The 14,227-nt window shown below is 69.5% G+C and carries 26 protein-coding genes; 13 read left to right on the top strand and 13 right to left on the bottom strand.

Annotated elements, in window-relative coordinates:
• Positions 1-3: 3 nt before the first annotated feature.
• Genes ACFY2K_RS10915 through ACFY2K_RS10895 form a run of 5 tightly spaced genes read right to left on the bottom strand, consistent with a single transcriptional unit; the run spans position 4 to position 2,492 of the window.
• The gene (locus tag ACFY2K_RS10915) at positions 4-435 is read right to left on the bottom strand and encodes a hypothetical protein (protein WP_387710798.1); all 432 of its coding nucleotides are present in this window, start codon (positions 433-435) and stop codon (positions 4-6) included.
• Positions 429-716, bottom strand: coding sequence for a DUF5403 family protein (locus ACFY2K_RS10910; RefSeq protein ID WP_387710796.1), 288 nt, complete (start codon positions 714-716; stop codon positions 429-431). Before ACFY2K_RS10910 ends, ACFY2K_RS10915 begins: the two co-directional genes overlap by 7 nt.
• On the bottom strand, positions 709-1,080 hold the full coding sequence (locus tag ACFY2K_RS10905) for a hypothetical protein (RefSeq protein WP_387710794.1): 372 nt from the start codon (positions 1,078-1,080) through the stop codon (positions 709-711). Before ACFY2K_RS10905 ends, ACFY2K_RS10910 begins: the two co-directional genes overlap by 8 nt.
• Positions 1,077-1,505 (bottom strand): hypothetical protein, encoded by a 429-nt coding sequence (locus tag ACFY2K_RS10900; protein ID WP_387710792.1) that lies wholly within the window; start codon positions 1,503-1,505, stop codon positions 1,077-1,079. The genes ACFY2K_RS10905 and ACFY2K_RS10900 overlap by 4 nt, the downstream gene beginning before the upstream one ends.
• A gap of 9 nt (positions 1,506-1,514) precedes the next feature.
• Entirely contained in the window at positions 1,515-2,492 is a 978-nt protein-coding gene (locus tag ACFY2K_RS10895) for a P22 phage major capsid protein family protein (protein ID WP_387710969.1), read from the bottom strand.
• 227 nt (positions 2,493-2,719) lie between these two features.
• Here ACFY2K_RS10895 and ACFY2K_RS10890 point away from each other — a divergent pair, with 227 nt between their 5' ends.
• Positions 2,720-2,878: a hypothetical protein gene (locus ACFY2K_RS10890; RefSeq protein WP_387710790.1), complete on the top strand. Its 159-nt coding sequence runs from the start codon at positions 2,720-2,722 to the stop codon at positions 2,876-2,878.
• A gap of 43 nt (positions 2,879-2,921) precedes the next feature.
• Here ACFY2K_RS10890 and ACFY2K_RS10885 read toward each other — a convergent pair whose 3' ends face one another.
• Entirely contained in the window at positions 2,922-3,410 is a 489-nt protein-coding gene (locus ACFY2K_RS10885) for a hypothetical protein (RefSeq protein WP_387710788.1), read from the bottom strand.
• 7 nt (positions 3,411-3,417) lie between these two features.
• A complete protein-coding gene (locus ACFY2K_RS10880) occupies positions 3,418-4,317 on the bottom strand; it encodes a hypothetical protein (protein WP_387710786.1) in 900 nt (299 codons plus the stop codon).
• A gap of 302 nt (positions 4,318-4,619) precedes the next feature.
• On the opposite strand from ACFY2K_RS10880, the gene ACFY2K_RS10875 reads away from it, so the two are divergent.
• Complete coding sequence (locus ACFY2K_RS10875; protein ID WP_387710784.1) at positions 4,620-4,982, top strand: hypothetical protein; 363 nt, start codon at positions 4,620-4,622, stop codon at positions 4,980-4,982.
• Positions 4,983-5,122: 140 nt separating this feature from the next.
• Here ACFY2K_RS10875 and ACFY2K_RS10870 read toward each other — a convergent pair whose 3' ends face one another.
• The 6 genes from ACFY2K_RS10870 to ACFY2K_RS10845 form a co-directional block, all read right to left on the bottom strand.
• Positions 5,123-6,559, bottom strand: coding sequence for a phage portal protein (locus ACFY2K_RS10870; RefSeq protein WP_387710782.1), 1,437 nt, complete (start codon positions 6,557-6,559; stop codon positions 5,123-5,125).
• On the bottom strand, positions 6,559-8,235 hold the full coding sequence (locus tag ACFY2K_RS10865) for a terminase (protein WP_387710781.1): 1,677 nt from the start codon (positions 8,233-8,235) through the stop codon (positions 6,559-6,561). Before ACFY2K_RS10865 ends, ACFY2K_RS10870 begins: the two co-directional genes overlap by 1 nt.
• A 95-nt stretch (positions 8,236-8,330) precedes the next feature.
• Positions 8,331-8,687 (bottom strand): hypothetical protein, encoded by a 357-nt coding sequence (locus ACFY2K_RS10860; protein ID WP_387710779.1) that lies wholly within the window; start codon positions 8,685-8,687, stop codon positions 8,331-8,333.
• Between the two features lie 215 nt (positions 8,688-8,902).
• Positions 8,903-9,130, bottom strand: a complete 228-nt coding sequence (locus ACFY2K_RS10855; protein ID WP_387710777.1) for a hypothetical protein — start codon at positions 9,128-9,130, stop codon at positions 8,903-8,905.
• Between the two features lie 13 nt (positions 9,131-9,143).
• Complete coding sequence (locus tag ACFY2K_RS10850; RefSeq protein WP_387710775.1) at positions 9,144-9,494, bottom strand: hypothetical protein; 351 nt, start codon at positions 9,492-9,494, stop codon at positions 9,144-9,146.
• Positions 9,491-9,814, bottom strand: a complete 324-nt coding sequence (locus ACFY2K_RS10845; protein ID WP_387710773.1) for an HNH endonuclease — start codon at positions 9,812-9,814, stop codon at positions 9,491-9,493. Before ACFY2K_RS10845 ends, ACFY2K_RS10850 begins: the two co-directional genes overlap by 4 nt.
• A 573-nt stretch (positions 9,815-10,387) precedes the next feature.
• Here ACFY2K_RS10845 and ACFY2K_RS10840 point away from each other — a divergent pair.
• The 11 genes from ACFY2K_RS10840 (at position 10,388) to ACFY2K_RS10790 (ending at position 14,196) form a co-directional block, all read left to right on the top strand.
• Positions 10,388-10,681 carry a hypothetical protein gene (locus ACFY2K_RS10840; RefSeq protein ID WP_387710771.1) on the top strand — a complete coding sequence of 98 codons (294 nt, stop codon included), beginning with the start codon at positions 10,388-10,390 and terminating at the stop codon, positions 10,679-10,681.
• A 31-nt stretch (positions 10,682-10,712) separates the two neighbouring features.
• The gene (locus ACFY2K_RS10835; protein WP_387710769.1) at positions 10,713-10,919 is read left to right on the top strand and encodes a hypothetical protein; all 207 of its coding nucleotides are present in this window, start codon (positions 10,713-10,715) and stop codon (positions 10,917-10,919) included.
• Positions 10,920-10,951: 32 nt separating this feature from the next.
• On the top strand, positions 10,952-11,785 hold the full coding sequence (locus tag ACFY2K_RS10830) for a hypothetical protein (RefSeq protein WP_387710767.1): 834 nt from the start codon (positions 10,952-10,954) through the stop codon (positions 11,783-11,785).
• A 52-nt stretch (positions 11,786-11,837) separates the two neighbouring features.
• The gene (locus ACFY2K_RS10825; RefSeq protein WP_387710765.1) at positions 11,838-12,023 is read left to right on the top strand and encodes a hypothetical protein; all 186 of its coding nucleotides are present in this window, start codon (positions 11,838-11,840) and stop codon (positions 12,021-12,023) included.
• A 48-nt stretch (positions 12,024-12,071) separates the two neighbouring features.
• Positions 12,072-12,380, top strand: a complete 309-nt coding sequence (locus tag ACFY2K_RS10820) for a hypothetical protein (RefSeq protein WP_387710763.1) — start codon at positions 12,072-12,074, stop codon at positions 12,378-12,380.
• Positions 12,380-12,739, top strand: coding sequence for a hypothetical protein (locus tag ACFY2K_RS10815; RefSeq protein ID WP_387710761.1), 360 nt, complete (start codon positions 12,380-12,382; stop codon positions 12,737-12,739). The genes ACFY2K_RS10820 and ACFY2K_RS10815 overlap by 1 nt, the downstream gene beginning before the upstream one ends.
• 77 nt (positions 12,740-12,816) lie before the next feature.
• Positions 12,817-13,149: a hypothetical protein gene (locus tag ACFY2K_RS10810; protein WP_387710759.1), complete on the top strand. Its 333-nt coding sequence runs from the start codon at positions 12,817-12,819 to the stop codon at positions 13,147-13,149.
• A gap of 92 nt (positions 13,150-13,241) precedes the next feature.
• On the top strand, positions 13,242-13,511 hold the full coding sequence (locus tag ACFY2K_RS10805) for a hypothetical protein (RefSeq protein WP_387710758.1): 270 nt from the start codon (positions 13,242-13,244) through the stop codon (positions 13,509-13,511).
• A gap of 63 nt (positions 13,512-13,574) precedes the next feature.
• Positions 13,575-13,820 (top strand): hypothetical protein, encoded by a 246-nt coding sequence (locus tag ACFY2K_RS10800; RefSeq protein ID WP_387710756.1) that lies wholly within the window; start codon positions 13,575-13,577, stop codon positions 13,818-13,820.
• Entirely contained in the window at positions 13,817-14,050 is a 234-nt protein-coding gene (locus ACFY2K_RS10795) for a hypothetical protein (RefSeq protein WP_387710754.1), read from the top strand. Before ACFY2K_RS10800 ends, ACFY2K_RS10795 begins: the two co-directional genes overlap by 4 nt.
• Entirely contained in the window at positions 14,047-14,196 is a 150-nt protein-coding gene (locus tag ACFY2K_RS10790; protein WP_387710753.1) for a hypothetical protein, read from the top strand. Before ACFY2K_RS10795 ends, ACFY2K_RS10790 begins: the two co-directional genes overlap by 4 nt.
• Positions 14,197-14,227 lie beyond the last annotated feature (31 nt).

Here is a 14,227-nt window from a genome sequence, read left to right as displayed (position 1 = left end):
CCCTCATCGGGGCCGTGTAGCGATCATGTAGTTGCCCGAGAACCGGTAGAAGCCGGTCTGGGCCTCGGTCATGGGGTCGGTGGTCATGAACGGCCCCGTGGCCTCGCGGAATCGGGACAGGTGGCCCTCCGCATTGCCCCACTGCTCGAAGGTGAGGCGGACCAGGCCGGCGCGGGCCCGGCGGGCCAGCAGAGAGGCGTCCGCCCGGCTCGTGGCGTAGGTCTGGACCACGAACATGCCCTCGTCTATGAAGCGCTTGTCCTTCATCACCCCGCCGACGCGGCGGGCGATCACCAGGCCGCCCGTCTTGCGCAGCGCGAGCTGCCAGTCGGTGGGCAGGTAGACCGCACAGCGATGCTCGGGGAGCACGGTGCGCAGGGCTTCCAACACGATGCGCTCGGAGTCGGGCATCAGGTACGGCTCGCGGGTCACCACAGGGCGGCCTCCATCGCGTGGATGCCGTCCACGGGCCGGTTCGCGCGGTGGTTGAAGCCGCCCCAGTTCTTGTGGGCGGCCAGCGGGTCTTCGTTGACGATGGCGTAGCCCTTGGCGTGCCGCTTCACCTTCAGCCCGGCGATGAACTCGCCGGTCTCGATGTGGAGCGCGGCCTTCGCGGCGACGCGGGCCTTGCGCTCCTCGGCCTCCAGCTTGAGGGCGCCCATCACGCCGGACAGCCCGGCGACCACGGAGTCCAGGTCAGGACGGAGTTCAGGCACTCTGGCCACCCCCTTCCACGATCACGGTGACGAAACGCATCCGGTCGGAAGCGCCGTGGTGGGAGCGGGGGGCGTCGACCACCGCCCAGTGCGTACCGGGGTCGCCGTCGTCCTCGAAGGCGAGGCTAGACCACTTGTCGATCACGACGTCCGGCGGGAACACCACCTTTCGGCGCACGGGCGGCGACCAGCCGACCTGAGCGCCGACCGGGGCCCGCCAGCCCGCGGCGTCGCCGACCGGTGCGACCCACGCCGAGTAGATGCTGCTCGGCCCGGGTGCCGGCCGACGGTCACCGTAGCCGTCATCGACCATGACCACGGTATGGACGCTCACGCGGGTGCGGCCTCGCTCCAGCAGGCTCACGCGGCACCCCAGGAGTCTTCGGAGTCCGGGAACGGGTAGCCGGTACGCAGGCCGCGCGAGGCGACCTCGCGGCGGGCGGGCACGGACTTGAGACCACCGCGGCCTGCCACCCGTTCGATCAGGGCTTGCTCGCCCCGGGTCAGGGCGAGTCCCATCGGGGAGCCGTCCGACATGCGGTAGGAGACCTCTCCGGCCTGCTCCTGAACGTACGACTCCGGGTTGCGGAAGCGGCGGTCGGCGACGGCCAGGGCCAGCGTGCGGATCACCTGGGGGTGGCGCTGCGGGGTCCACGCGGGGTGGCCGGTGGCGGCGATGACCCAGAAGGCGTCTTCGATCGCGGCGTTCGCCCGCTCCCAGTCCGGGGTGCCGGTGGAGGGAGCGGGCTTGCCCAGGCGCTTGAACAGGTCGGCGACGTCGAGCGCCACGGCGACCCCTTACTTGGCGACCGGGGCGGTCGGCTCGCCGGTGAAGGTGACGCGGATGCCTCGGACCTTGACCAGGTTCTTCGGGTCCTGCCAGTTGGTCTCGTTCTTCTTCAGGTCGGTGACCAGGGTCGCGCCCCAGTAGGAGGAGAGGAACGAACGCTCCATCGCGGCACCGCTGTTGTAGTCCTTGATCCAGCGCAGGGCGAAGCCGTCGGCGGTCTGCCGGCCGCCCTTGGCGGACTCCGGGACCGACGGCGCACCCGAGACGAGCTGGATCGCGGAGCGGTGGAAGGCGTAGACGCCGAGGGGGGCGAGGACATCGTTGGTGGACTCCACGATGTCGAAGCCGTAGAGGTTGCCGATGGTGGCCTGGCGGATCGCCGCGCCGCCGTTGGCGGACTCGTTGGCCCGGGAGATGTTCGGGTCGTTCAGCACGTAGTACGCGGCCTCGGAGCCGAGCACGGCGGTCCGGCCCTCGGCGGGGATGTTCTCCTTGTTGAGCTGGACGCGCAGGCGGGCGAGGCTCTTGCGGATCATCTGGCCGGCCTGCTCGTCGCTGGCGGCCTTGGTCAGGTCCACCGGGATCTTCGCGGTGGCGGCGACGTCGGGGAACTCGTTCATCGCGCTCGCCACCTTGTCCTCAAGGCGCTCGGTGATGGAGTCCACCTGCGGGACCATGACCTGCTCGCCGAAGGACAGGAGGTCGAGCGACAGTTCCGCGTCGGACAGGTCCACCGCGGAGTAGGCGTGGGTGTCGAACTTGACCGTCAGCAGGCCCTCGTTCAGGTTCTCCGACTGAATCCACGTGGTGGCGTCGTTGAACTTGCGCTTGGCGTCGATCCGCTCCTCTGCACCCTTCAGACGGGCGGGGCGGCGGATCGAGAGCACCTGGCCGGTGGCGTTGACGAACTCCTCGGCGGCCCGGCGGTCGAACTTGTGGGCCAGCTGGACGCTGTCCTTCAGGTTGGCGATGGCCTGGGCGACCAGCTTGTCCGGGTTCTGGAAGGCGTTGGCACGTGCGGGGTTGAGAGAGATAGCGCTGTTCCTCGGGAAGACGGAAGGCCGCCCCGGGGCAGGGCGGCCTCATGTTCGGGTGATCGTTTCAAGCCGACCGCGGGTTTGCCGATGTCTCGTTATCGTCTCGTGACAAGGTTGCACCGAGTGGGAACATGTCAGAGAACGAACGAATCGGACACGGAAGAAGGAGACAAGGCATGGCAGAGAGTCAGCAGAGGCAGGAGACCAAGCAGATCAAGGGGCAGCTCATTGGGCCCACCTTCGTCAAGCCGATCCAGGACCCCTCGAACATCTCCAGGGGGGAAGAGGAGAAGCGTGCTGCTGTACTGGACGAGGCGGACACCGCATCGGAGTGACGGTGGGTGATGCCTGACCCCGCACGGCCGCCCAACTCCTCGGTCAGATGCCGAAGCGGCGAAGGCGCAGCTTCTCGGCCAGGCCCTTGTACGGGTCGGGCTCGGAGTGCGGGGTCAGCCCGCCCGCGCCCAGCAGCGGCTTCGGCGCGGCGACAGCGGCCAGCTGCTCGGCGTGCGCGCGGACGGCAGCCTCGTCGCCGCCCTGGACCAGAGCGGCCAGGACCGGCGGCAGCGCGTACTCGGCGGCGATGCGGTCTCGAAGCGCCTGCTCCTGGAGCTGGGCGACCTGCGCGCGCAGCTCGTCCGCCTCGACCCCGGCCTCCTGGCCGCGCTCGCGGGCGGTGTCCAGGTCAGCCTGGATCTTCTCGTACAGCGCCCGGTAATCCGGCTCCACCGGCTTCGGGGCGGCGCTCTCCTCGCCGCCCGCCAGGGCCTCGGGCTGCGGCTCAGCCGGCGGGGTGGCCGGGTTCACCACGCCGCCGGGGATCGCCTCGGCCGGCGTCGGGGTCTCGGGCGTCGGGGTCTCGGGCACGTCTCTCCTAAGTCTTCGTGGTCTTGCTGTAGTAGGTGCGCCAGTCCGCCAGCGACCCACCCCCGAAGTCCCGCCACATCCGGCTGAACCGGCTGTTCTCGGAGGGCAGTTGGTAGCGGCGGGCGAAGATGGGGACGGCCTGGCAGTGGCAGTGGGGGTGAGCGCCGAACGCGGCGGTGCGCTTGGACTTGTAGACCGCGCCTCGGCCGGCCATCAGCGCGCAGAAGTAGCAGGGGCTCGTGTCGGTCTTGCGGTAGTAGCCGATCGCTCCGGGGTCGTCCTGCAGCGCGTTGTGGATCATGTCCCGGCCGCCGTCCTGGACGAGCATCCCGCCCGCCCCGGTGCTTCCGGTGCGCAACGAGTCCAGGAACTCGCGCTCCCAGGCGACGAGTTCTTCGTCGTCCAGCGCGGCCGAGCCCGTGCGGTCGGCGCGTTCGCGCTCGTGCTTGGCCACGCGGTCGGAGACCTGGTGGCGGAACGTTTCCTCGGCCCTGCGGGCCTCGCGGGCGAGGTCTTCGGCGGGGAAGGGGTTGCGGGTGTCGACGGGCAGTTGCTCGCGCGGACCGGTGCCGGTCCGCTTGCCGGTGGCCTTGTTGAAGTCGGCCCACAGGGAGCCGAGCGAGGCACCCGGGCGGTAGCCGGGGCCGCCGATCACGCGGCCGGTCTCCAACGCCCGCACCAGCCGGTAGAAGGAGATCGACAGCGCCCGGGAGGCCGCCGCGGATTCGCGGATCGCCGCCGCGTACTCGGCTTCGAGCTCGGTCAGCGAACCGGCGATCTCACGGGCCTCAACGGCGGCCAGTACCTCCGCCCAGCGGGCGGCGAAGTCAGCGGCCAGCGCTTCCTGCGCGAGCTGGTACGCGGCCACCGCCCACAGAATCTCGGCGGACCTCGGAGTCCACGCCACGGGCCGCCTCCTTAGCTCTCCCTACGACGGTTAGCAGCCCCATCTGGCAGGGCTCGTTGGTGCAGTCCAGTCATGGCGTATCACCTGATCAAATACCTGTGTGGGCGCGCAGATGTCAGGACCTGCCCGGACGAGCAGTCATGGGTCAAACACGCAATCCCGCGTGAGTCAGCCATGGGCTGCCGAGGGGAACATCGTTCCTACGCCTCCATACGGGTGATTTAGCCCGCGCCGACAAGGGCTTTGGCCCTACGAACGTCAAGCTGAGAGCACTTCGTCGCCGAATAGTAAGGAGTACTCTCGTGCGTCTTCGCCGCACAGCCGCCGCCGTTCTCGGCGCCCTCGCCCTCCTCGTGACGCTGCCCACCTCGGCGCACGCGGACCACGGCTACATCGCCTACAAGTACGGCGACCCGCTCTTCCCGAACCAGGCGAAGAGCGGACAGTACCCCGACAACCTGGAAATTCCCGACGACCAGTGCATCGAGGTTCCCGAAGTCGAGGGCAAGCCCCTGCAGACCGCCTGGGCACCTGACAACCACAGCCAGTCCGACATCTTCGTCTTCACGGAGCCCGAGTGCTTCGGCGTGAAAACCAGGGTGAGAATCGGCCAGAAGCTCGGAAACCTCGTCCTGTTCAAGTCGTTCATCCAGCCCTCCGCATAAGGCACACACCCCGCCCCGGTGCAGCGCCTCACCTGTACCGGGGCGGAGTGCTGTCCGACTCGGATCGGGGGCAGCGTGACATCTCACACTTCGAAGCATGCCCGTGGGGCATGTCAAGGCGCTCGGGGGCTCCCAGGCATCTACGCCCCTCCGGCCCTCTCAGAAACCCGCCCTCCTCGTCCTTCCGCCTGGCGGGCCGTCGCCTCCTTCTGCTGCTTCAGGGCCTCGGCCTCGGCGGCCTCCGCCTTGCGGGCGGCCTCCTCGGCGGCCTTCACCGCCTCGTCAATGTCGGCCTGGGAGAAGCCGGGGATCTTGCGCAGCGCGACGCTGAGCGGCACCCCCGCCTGCATGAGCTTGACCATGGCGTCGGCAGCCTGGGCCAGGCTGCGGGTTGCCTTCTCGGCCCACTCGACCTGGCTCTCGTCCTGCTCGATCTCGCCCCGGCCGGCCGCGACGGCGCACAGCCGGAACACCGACTCCCAGGACTCGCCCAGCGAGTCCTGGAGCGTGGAGAGGAACCTCTTGAACGAGGTCTCCGCTGCGGCCAGCGCGTCCGCGCTCAGGTTCACCAGGTTCGACCCGGCGAGGTAGTGCGGCGGCACGTCGGCCAGGCCCATCATCTCTTCGATGGTCTGCCGACGGGAGGCCAGCAGATCGCTGGTCCCCATCGCGGGGAGCTGCCCGAACTTGGCGTCCGAGTTGGGCGCCATCAGCAGCGTGGACGGGTCGAGCGAGGGGACGTCGTAGACCGGTTCGCCGGTCTCGGGGTCGCGCAGCGGGTCACCGGTCTCCGGGTCCAGGCGCTCGCTGGGGGCGAGGCCGGTGGCGTACCGGATGGCGTGGGCACCCCAGTGCTCGGTCAGCAGCAGCGACAGCGAGTGCTGGTTGAGGCGGTCCTGCGGGGTGATCAGCGGCTCGACCACACCCCGGGTGCGGCCCCGAAGGTCCACCGACGGGGAGAACCGCACCACCGGGCACACGGACATGCCGTGCGGCTCGGAGACCAGCACCGCGGAATCCGGCTCGGCGTCCAGGTCGATGGTGTGGCGGGCGATGTCGTCCCACAGGAAGCCGACGGTGCGGTCCTCGTCGGGCTGCTGCTCGGGCACGTGCAGCGCGTACACCGGGAACTCGTCCCAAGCCGGATCGGCGTAGACGGCCACGGTGTTGATCGCGTCGTAGCCCCGGATCAGCGGCTCCTTGCGGCCCTTCTGCGGGTCCGGGGTGACCGCGACGTAGGCCGCACCGGAGGTGAGGGCAGCCCGGTGGACGGCGTTCTGCCGCTCGTCCAGCCGGTTCTTCTGCCAGTACTTCCACTCGTAGGCGTTCTCACCGCTGCCCGGCTTGCGGAAGCCCTGGACGCGCAGCGCGTTCAGCGGGGCCTCCACCGCCAGGCCGGAGACGTTGACGATGGACCGCTTGACGAGGTCCTTGAACTCGGCGTTGGCCTTGGCCGGCATCCACGGCGCGCGATGCAGGCCGCGGGCGTAGCGGTCGACCAGGTTCAACCGGTCGAAGTCGCGGTCGACCAGGCCCTTGGCGTGCCGGGCACGCTGGAGAACGACGGGGAGGGACATCAGAACCCTCCTCTGGTCTGGAGTTGTCCGGGCTGCTTCGGGGGCTTGAGCTTGCCGCTCTCGGCGAGGCGGCGCAGGGCGATCCAGGCGATCACCATCGTGGCGTACAGGTCGATCTTCAGCTTCGACTCGCGGCTCTCCTTGCCGAACCCGATGCCGTACTGGTTCGGGCGCTTGCGCGCGTTCATGGTGTGCCGGGTCAGCGAGTAGTCGCGCACGTGCGGCAGGGACGCCGTCTCGATCGCGCCGACCATCGCCATGTGCTCGGTGGTGATCTCGCGCTGGTTGGCGCGCATGTCGAACCCGACCGTGGACTTGCCGGACGCCTTGATCAGCAGGTGCTTGCCGTAGGTCTCCGACCAGTCGGCGACGTAGGACTCCCAGCCGTTCACGTCGGCGAAGAAGGCGGTGACGGTGTACTTCTGGAAGACGTGGCCGACCATGTCGTTGACCTCCTGACCGTCCACTTCCCAGTTCTTGCCGGCCGGGCCGTCCGGCTTCTCCCACAGCGCGAGCGGCTGCACCAGCTTGTCCCGAACTCTCATGGCCAGCAGGGCAGTCGAGTCGTCGGTCTTGCCGCCGTCGAAGGCGAGCACGATACGCTCGCCGGGTCGGATGCCGTCCTCGGGCTCGACCGTGGCCAGGTCCCAGGTGTCGCGGTCCACCAGCGCGTCATCGTGGCTGGAGAGCTGGTTGAGGTACTTCCGGCGGGACTCGTCCTCGGACGTGGACGCCGACCAGATGTCCTTCATCACCCGGGAGGGGTTGATCCAGACCGAGTCGCCGCGGGCGCACAGGATCGCGGCGCGCAGCTGGTCCTCGTCGGCGAGATCGACCCCGGGCGGGGCCTCCACCGAGTCGTAGTAGATGCCGGCGTTCCTGTTGATCCCGTCGCGCTGCTTCTCGAAGGCGTACCAGGTGCCTTCGGCGACGCTCTCCTCCCCGATGATCGGGGCGTTGGTGATCTCCATCGTCCGCCCGCCGACCTTGGTGGCGTTCGGGCGGATCGTTGCGGCCAGGCGGGGGCCGTGGTTGCCCTCGACCCAGTGCCAGGTCTCGTTGAGCAGCGCGAACGAAGGTCGGCCGCCCTCGGCGGCACGGAACGACGACGCCTTCGCCTCCAGGCGGCACTGCCGGCCGTCGGTATCGGTCTGGCTGGCGTAGCAGACTTCTTGGCCCAGCTTGATCGCGTACCGGTCGATGGCGGCCTGGCTGAAGATCGTGGAGAACGCCGACATGGTGTTGACGTTCTGTCCGGCCGCCGTGGCAAAGATCTGCACCCAGCTCTCCTGGGGCGGCCCGCCGATCGGCGAGCCGTCGGCGCGAAAGCCGACCAGGCGGCACGGGCCGACGAACTCCATCGCGGCCACCGACGCCATCTTCGGGTCCTTGCCCCACCCCTTGAGGCGGCGCAGGGTGCCGGACTCGTAGCGGAAGGACCGACCCCAGGTCTCGGGGTCGTTCGGGTCCTCCGGGACCGCGTCGTCGCGCAACTCGTACCAGCGGGAGAGGATTCTGACCTGCTCGGGGGTGTACTTCCAGTCCGGCCGGAAGGCGTGCGCCGACCAGCGCAGCAGCTCGCCCGCGAGGGTGCGGTGAGGGTGCGGGACGGAGTCCGCGATGGTGCGGACCGGCTCGTAGGTGATGGTCAGAGCTGGCCTCCTCGACTCAGTCACGCACAGCCCCGGTCCTGCGTGGAAGGTAGGACAAGGCGACGCGCCCCGGGCCGGCGCGAGGCCAGTCCGAGGCGCGGGAGATGAGCCCAGAGCTGTTACACGTATTCGAGGAGCCAGCCCACCGGGTTGTCATCCACGACGTCGCCGCCGTTCTTCTTCACGCGCCCGACATGGATCTTCTGAATTCCCTTGGGGAGCTTCTCGGCGAGGCGTCCGTCGTTCTGGTTGATGTCCCAGTCCTTGGCCGGGAGCCAGGCCGTGCCGTTGTGGAACTGGACCTTCAGCCGCACGTCCACCCAGCTGGAGCCGAAGCTGAGGTAGGCATCACCCCACACACCAGTCTGATTGGGCTGGGGGACGGCCAGGAGGAGCCCGTACCGGTAGTGAATGAGCCCGCCACTCTCGTTGAACACGAAGCCGGTGGGGACGTCACCGAGCTGGAAGTTTGCCATCTACGCTCCCTCAGGTATGCCGCATGTGCCGCCCCTCAAGGAGAGGTGTCCACGAATTACGGCGACGCTCACGCTATGAGGGCCTTCCAAGACGCCTGAATGCTTCACGATCCAAACCACCCGATGAGGTGAGGCAGAAGCACAGAGGGCGGGCTACTTCGTGCCCCGGCCTCGCTTCTCGATTCAGCGTCCGTCCGCGCCACGAACGGATATCCCTAGGCGTCGCGCGCATTCGCGCGGGCTGCGGCTTCAAGGTGTCGCGCAGTTTCCGAGGACAACGCCCGCCCCGCGCGGAACGGGGTGTTCATGTCGTGGGCCCACAGTTCGCGGGCGACGGCGTGCGGGACCTCGGAGTCCAAGCACGCCTCGTAGTAGACGATGGTCCGCGCGATGCGCAGCGACTCGTCCGAGGGCCCGGCGGCCCGGGTCTTGCGGCGTGCCACGGCGGCCCCCTTCTCAGACTCGGTTGCCCCAGCGGGCGGCGATGGCGTCGCGGGCATTGTGGCCGCGCTTCGGGCCTTCGCCCTCACCGCGGATCTTGGCGAGGTGGCCGGCGGCCTGGGTCCGGTTGAGCTGGGCCTGCGCGATGCCAGGGTGCAGCACCATCATGTCCTTGCGGTTGCCGCCCTCGATCATCTGGCCTTCCCGCTTCACCACGGCGTCGAGCTGGGCGGCGCGGGCGAGCATCGGCGAGGCGATGTCGATCAGCGTGAGGTCGGTCGGCTCCAAGTCCAACTCGGTCTCGTACAGCTCGATCAGCGCGGCGCGGATCTTCGCCGGGTCCTTCTCGGCGGGGTCGACGTTCAACGGACCTCCCCGGGATGCGGTCGGCGGGTTCGGGCGGGCTGCCAGCGGTCCGCAGCGGCCCTTCGGCGGGCTCGGCCGGCGTCGGCCGCGTCCTTGCGCAGGACGTGCCAGTCGCACAAGGCCCGCAAGTTGGCGGGGTCGTCGGAGCCGCCTTCGGAGGCGGGGACGAGGTGGTCGCAGTGGCGGGCGGGCTCGCCGCACGGCTCGCCGGTGTCGTAGCGGATGTGTCGGCACATCCAGCCGTCGCGGTTCATCACCGCGCGGCGAAGGCGGGCCCAGTGCGGGGGAAGAGGGGTCGTCCGGCGCGAACTCGCCGACACGGAGACCTCCTTGAAGCTCAGGGCCCCGCCAGGTGCTCGACCTCGACCGGGGAGAGAGGACCGGTGGGGAGCGTTGCCCTGGCGGGGCTGTGGGAGGAGGCCGGCCGGGGTGCCGCAGCAACAGGTGCGCGCACGCGCGCGGAGCGGCCTCCACCTGTATTAAGCCGGGGTGGTTAACACCACCAACGCCTGTAGCCTCACTCTCCGCAGTCAGTGCGTGGCAGAGTGTTCAAACTTACTGGTCACGCTACGTAGATGATCCAGAAGAAGGAGTCGGCCGGCGTTCGTATCGGATCTCGGCTGCTATGACGCTCCGGGCAATAAAGGAACGCGCGCGGGAGACACCCCCCGGGTCGCCCCGAAGCAAGCGCTGAACGACCGCAACGCGACCGTCAATTCCCCTACGCAACAAGGGATTTCAAGCGCCTTCGCGTGCGCGCGCGTCTTCCAACTTGGCGAGAACGAGCAGCCTCGTTGAGTGTGACGACGAACACACCTCTCGCATTGGACAACCAATGCGGTGATCCCGCAGTGTTGGACACACAACGCCGCACCAACCGAAACGAGATCACGATGCGCAACCACCTCACCCCCGCCGCCCTGGGGCTGGCCATGCTGCTGGCTGGGTCGCCGTGGCAGACGCACAACTGGGGCGGGGGGCTTGCGGCGGCCCTCCTGGCGGGCCTTGTCGCCCGCTGGGCCCGGCAGCTGCCCGGCCTGGTGAAGCGGGCCGTACAGGGCCCGACTGGGGCTGCTGTGGAGTCGGAGCCGGTGACCGCCGCCCCCGCCCCGGTGAACAGCTACGACCGCGACCGCGCCGAGATCACCGGCCGCCGCCCGCGCCGCAACCGCCGCAACGCCCGCTAACCGCCCCGGCTCAACCATCGGAGAACCCGCGATGAACCCCCGCCGCGCCCTCGCCGCGCTCGCGCTGGCCACCGCAACCGCCGTCGGCGGGTGGCTGGTCGGCCACACCACCGCTACACCGGACACGCCCGAATCCGTGCTGGTCGAAGCCTTCAACGACGGGTGGACCGAGGGCATGCAAGACGCCTGCGATCAGGGCAGCGCGTACGCCTGCGACTGGCTCAACCCCACCCGCTGACCGGCCACCCGAACCACCGCAAGGAATGCACCATGAACGCCACGCTCGCCCCCGAACTCGCCGACGCCGTAGACAAGTTCGGCGCGCGGTACGACACCGCACAGAACCTGCTCAACGAGTGCGCCGCCCACGACTGGGCACGCATAGCCCTGGTGATGGACGTCTCCGGGTTCCTGGAGGACGGGGACCACTGGTACTCCACCGAGGCGGAACAGGTGCTCGCGGCATCCAACTACGAAACCGCCAAGCGCTGGTTCACCGAGGAGTGCGGGCCGATCGGCGAAGCGTGGGACGACACAGGGTGGCTCATGTACAACGCGGACAACCCGGCCGCCGTCGCGGTGGCCGAGCGCGTGACCGCCTGCCTGCACGGATACCCGCTGCTGGACGAGACCGACCACGGCGAACGCGAGTGGGAAGCCATGGTGGAGGAGGTAGAGGGCTCACCCCTCACCCTGCCCGACGGGGTGGACGGCGCGGACGTGCTGCGCGAACTGCCCTGCCCCCAACTCGGCTGCATCACCATGGACATGGTGGAGGACGCCCTGTCCGGCATGGGGTACGCGCAGTGCTCGGACTGTGACGAGTGGCTGACCCCGATGACCGCCCGGAGCGGCGAACCCCTGTGCCGTGACTGCGCCCTCGAAGAGACACGCCCGGTTGAGATGTCCGTCTGGGTACCGGCGGACGGCGACGTGACCCGGGCCCGCACCGTGTACGGGCAGGGCAAGCCGCTGACGGCCGTCCTGACGCCCTACCTCGACGGCTACGCCACGCAGCAGGGGGCCGCGTACCGCGAAGACGTCCGCGCCATCGTCCGGGGCTCCGCGCAGGGCTACCGCGCCGTGTACGGCCGCGCCGCGTAGGCCCCAGGCCACACCCCCTCCAACTCCCGCACCACAGAACGGAAGCACCACCATGACCCGCACCACCGCCCTTGAGCTCTCCGGCTACTGGCCGCGCCTCGCCCGACTCGGGATGGACCACCCGGAGAACGTGGCCGCGATGTTCGACGCCTTCCGCGACATGCGCCGCGACCCGGAGTTCGGCCGGGGGCTTGACCTCCTGCTGGACGAGCTGTTCGACGCCCCCGACACCGTCTGACCACCCCCACCCACCGCGCCACCGCACCGACCCGAGAGAGACCCCACCGTGAGCCGCACCGCCGACTACCTGACCGAGCTTGCCGAAGACGCCGGAATCGTCGCAGAGCTGGAAGCCCTCACCGCCTACGCCGCGCTCGTCGGCAACGCCGAGTACGCCGTCGAGACCTTCGAAGACGCCTACGCGGGCGAGTGGGAGAGCCTGGAGGACTTCGCCCACGACCAGCTCATGGAGACGGACGACGAGTACCGCGCGGCGTTCGAGAGCTGCCGGGGCTGGACTCCCCGACTCGACCTGATCGCGTGGGAGTGCGACTACTCCCACACCGCCAGCGGGCACGTCTTCCGGTCGATCTAATGGCGACCGTCCCCCAGATCTTCGAGTGGGACCGCTCGTTCGGCGCGTGCGACGAGTGCGACCTTCCCGCCGACTACCACCGGTGGCCTCAGCGTGACCGTTCCTGGTGCCCGCCGTGCGCGGCCGAAGCCGCAGCGGACGGCGCGGGCCTGACGCTGATCCCCGAAGTCCCCGGCACGCCGGTCGAGTTCGAGGAAGTGCTCCTCGAATGGGACGACCGGTTCGGCGACTGCATCGCGTGCCACCGCGCCCCCGCCGCCTACCGCGACCGCCACGACACCAGCGCCCTCCTCTGCCCCTGCTGCGCCGCCGAGTCGGCCATGGGCAGCACCGAGATCGAGCGCATTCCGGTCGCCTGAGCCGCGCCACCACCGTGCCCACTCAGGGCACCAGGCCCCACCCCCTCACCCCCAACCGCCACCACGGAGGCACAGCCATGCCCGAGAACACCCCGAACCCCATCTCCGCCGAGACCGCCGAGCAGTTCGCCGCGATCGTCGCCGACTTCCCCGATCACGAAGTGGTCGCCAACGAAGACGAGTTCGGCTGTGAGTTCTGCGGCGGAGTGCTGGAAGCCACCGCGCCCCTGTGGTTCGAGGTCTACCGGCGGGCCGACGGAACCCCCGGCGTCTACGTCCACGGGATCGGCATCGAGTCGGCCACCGTCAGCTGCAAGGAATGCAACCAGGCCGCCGGGGACCACCTGGACCGGATGATCACGGACGCCATGTACCCGTGGGACAACGCGCTGACCGGCATGGCGGTCTGAGCCGCTTCGGTGGCGGCCGGACCCTCCGGCCCCTGCCGTAGCCGCTCAGGCACCAGGCCCCACTCCTCACCCGTAACCGAAGGAACAGCGCCATGTCCACCAACCCCACCGAGACCGCAGCCGAGAGCATCGGCGACCTGTTCGAGTGCGAGTACTGCGGCGGCCGGATCGAAGCGTATGCCCCCCTGTGGGCCCGGATTCGCCGCCGCCCCGACGGAACCCCCGCCCTCGAAGCGCTCGGGGCCTGGAGCGAAGACGCCCGGGTCAGCTGCGCCGACTGCGACATGCCGAGCGAATACGACCAACTGATCTCCGACGCGATGCGCCCGGTGTGGAGCGCCATATCCCGCATCAAGGTCTGAGCCCCTACCGCGCCCGCCGCTGACACCAGGCCCCACCCCCGCCCGAACCGAAGGAACAGCGCAATGTCCACCGCACAGCTTCAAGCCCTCGTCGACCGCGTCCACCGCAACGAACGCGACTGGGAAGACACCTTCCGCGAGTGCCTTCCGTCCTACGATCCCGACGACCCCGACCAGGTCGTTGAAGACCGGCACATGGGCCGTTACGACGAGATGGACACCGACCGCGCCCACGACTGCCGGGAACTGCTGCTCATCCTCACCGCCGAACTCGAAGCACTCATCCGCGAGATGGAGGGTGGCCGGTGATCAGCGCCCAGGACTTCGCGCTCCTGTCTCACTGGGCCTTCGCCGACCGCATCGGGGCCGACGTCGCCGACCCCGAAGGCACAGCAGCGGCCCTCCTCGCCGAGGCCGGATACCTCACCCCCGGGGCCGTGGCCGGGTACTGGCGGGTCACCCGCTCCGGACAGGCCGTCCGCGCCGAGTACACCAGGGCCCACCCCGTGGGCACGCACATCGGCGGCATCCCGTTGTGACCGGCCCGGACGACGTCGAGATCGACCCCGCCGAGCTGGACGAGCTGCGCGCCAGCGTCGCGGCCGTCACCGCCGCGAACGACGCGCTGAGGGCGGAACTCGCGGACCTCACGGCGGACGTGGTCCGCCTCCTCCAGAGCCTCTGACACCAGGCCCCACCCCCGCACCTGCCCAGGA

It is taken from the genome of Kitasatospora sp. NPDC001309 (assembly GCF_042896295.1).
In the GTDB taxonomy this organism is placed as follows: Bacteria; Actinomycetota; Actinomycetes; order Streptomycetales; family Streptomycetaceae; genus Kitasatospora.
Note: the sequence above shows the minus strand (reverse complement) of the source record. Positions and strands in the feature narration are given on the sequence as shown.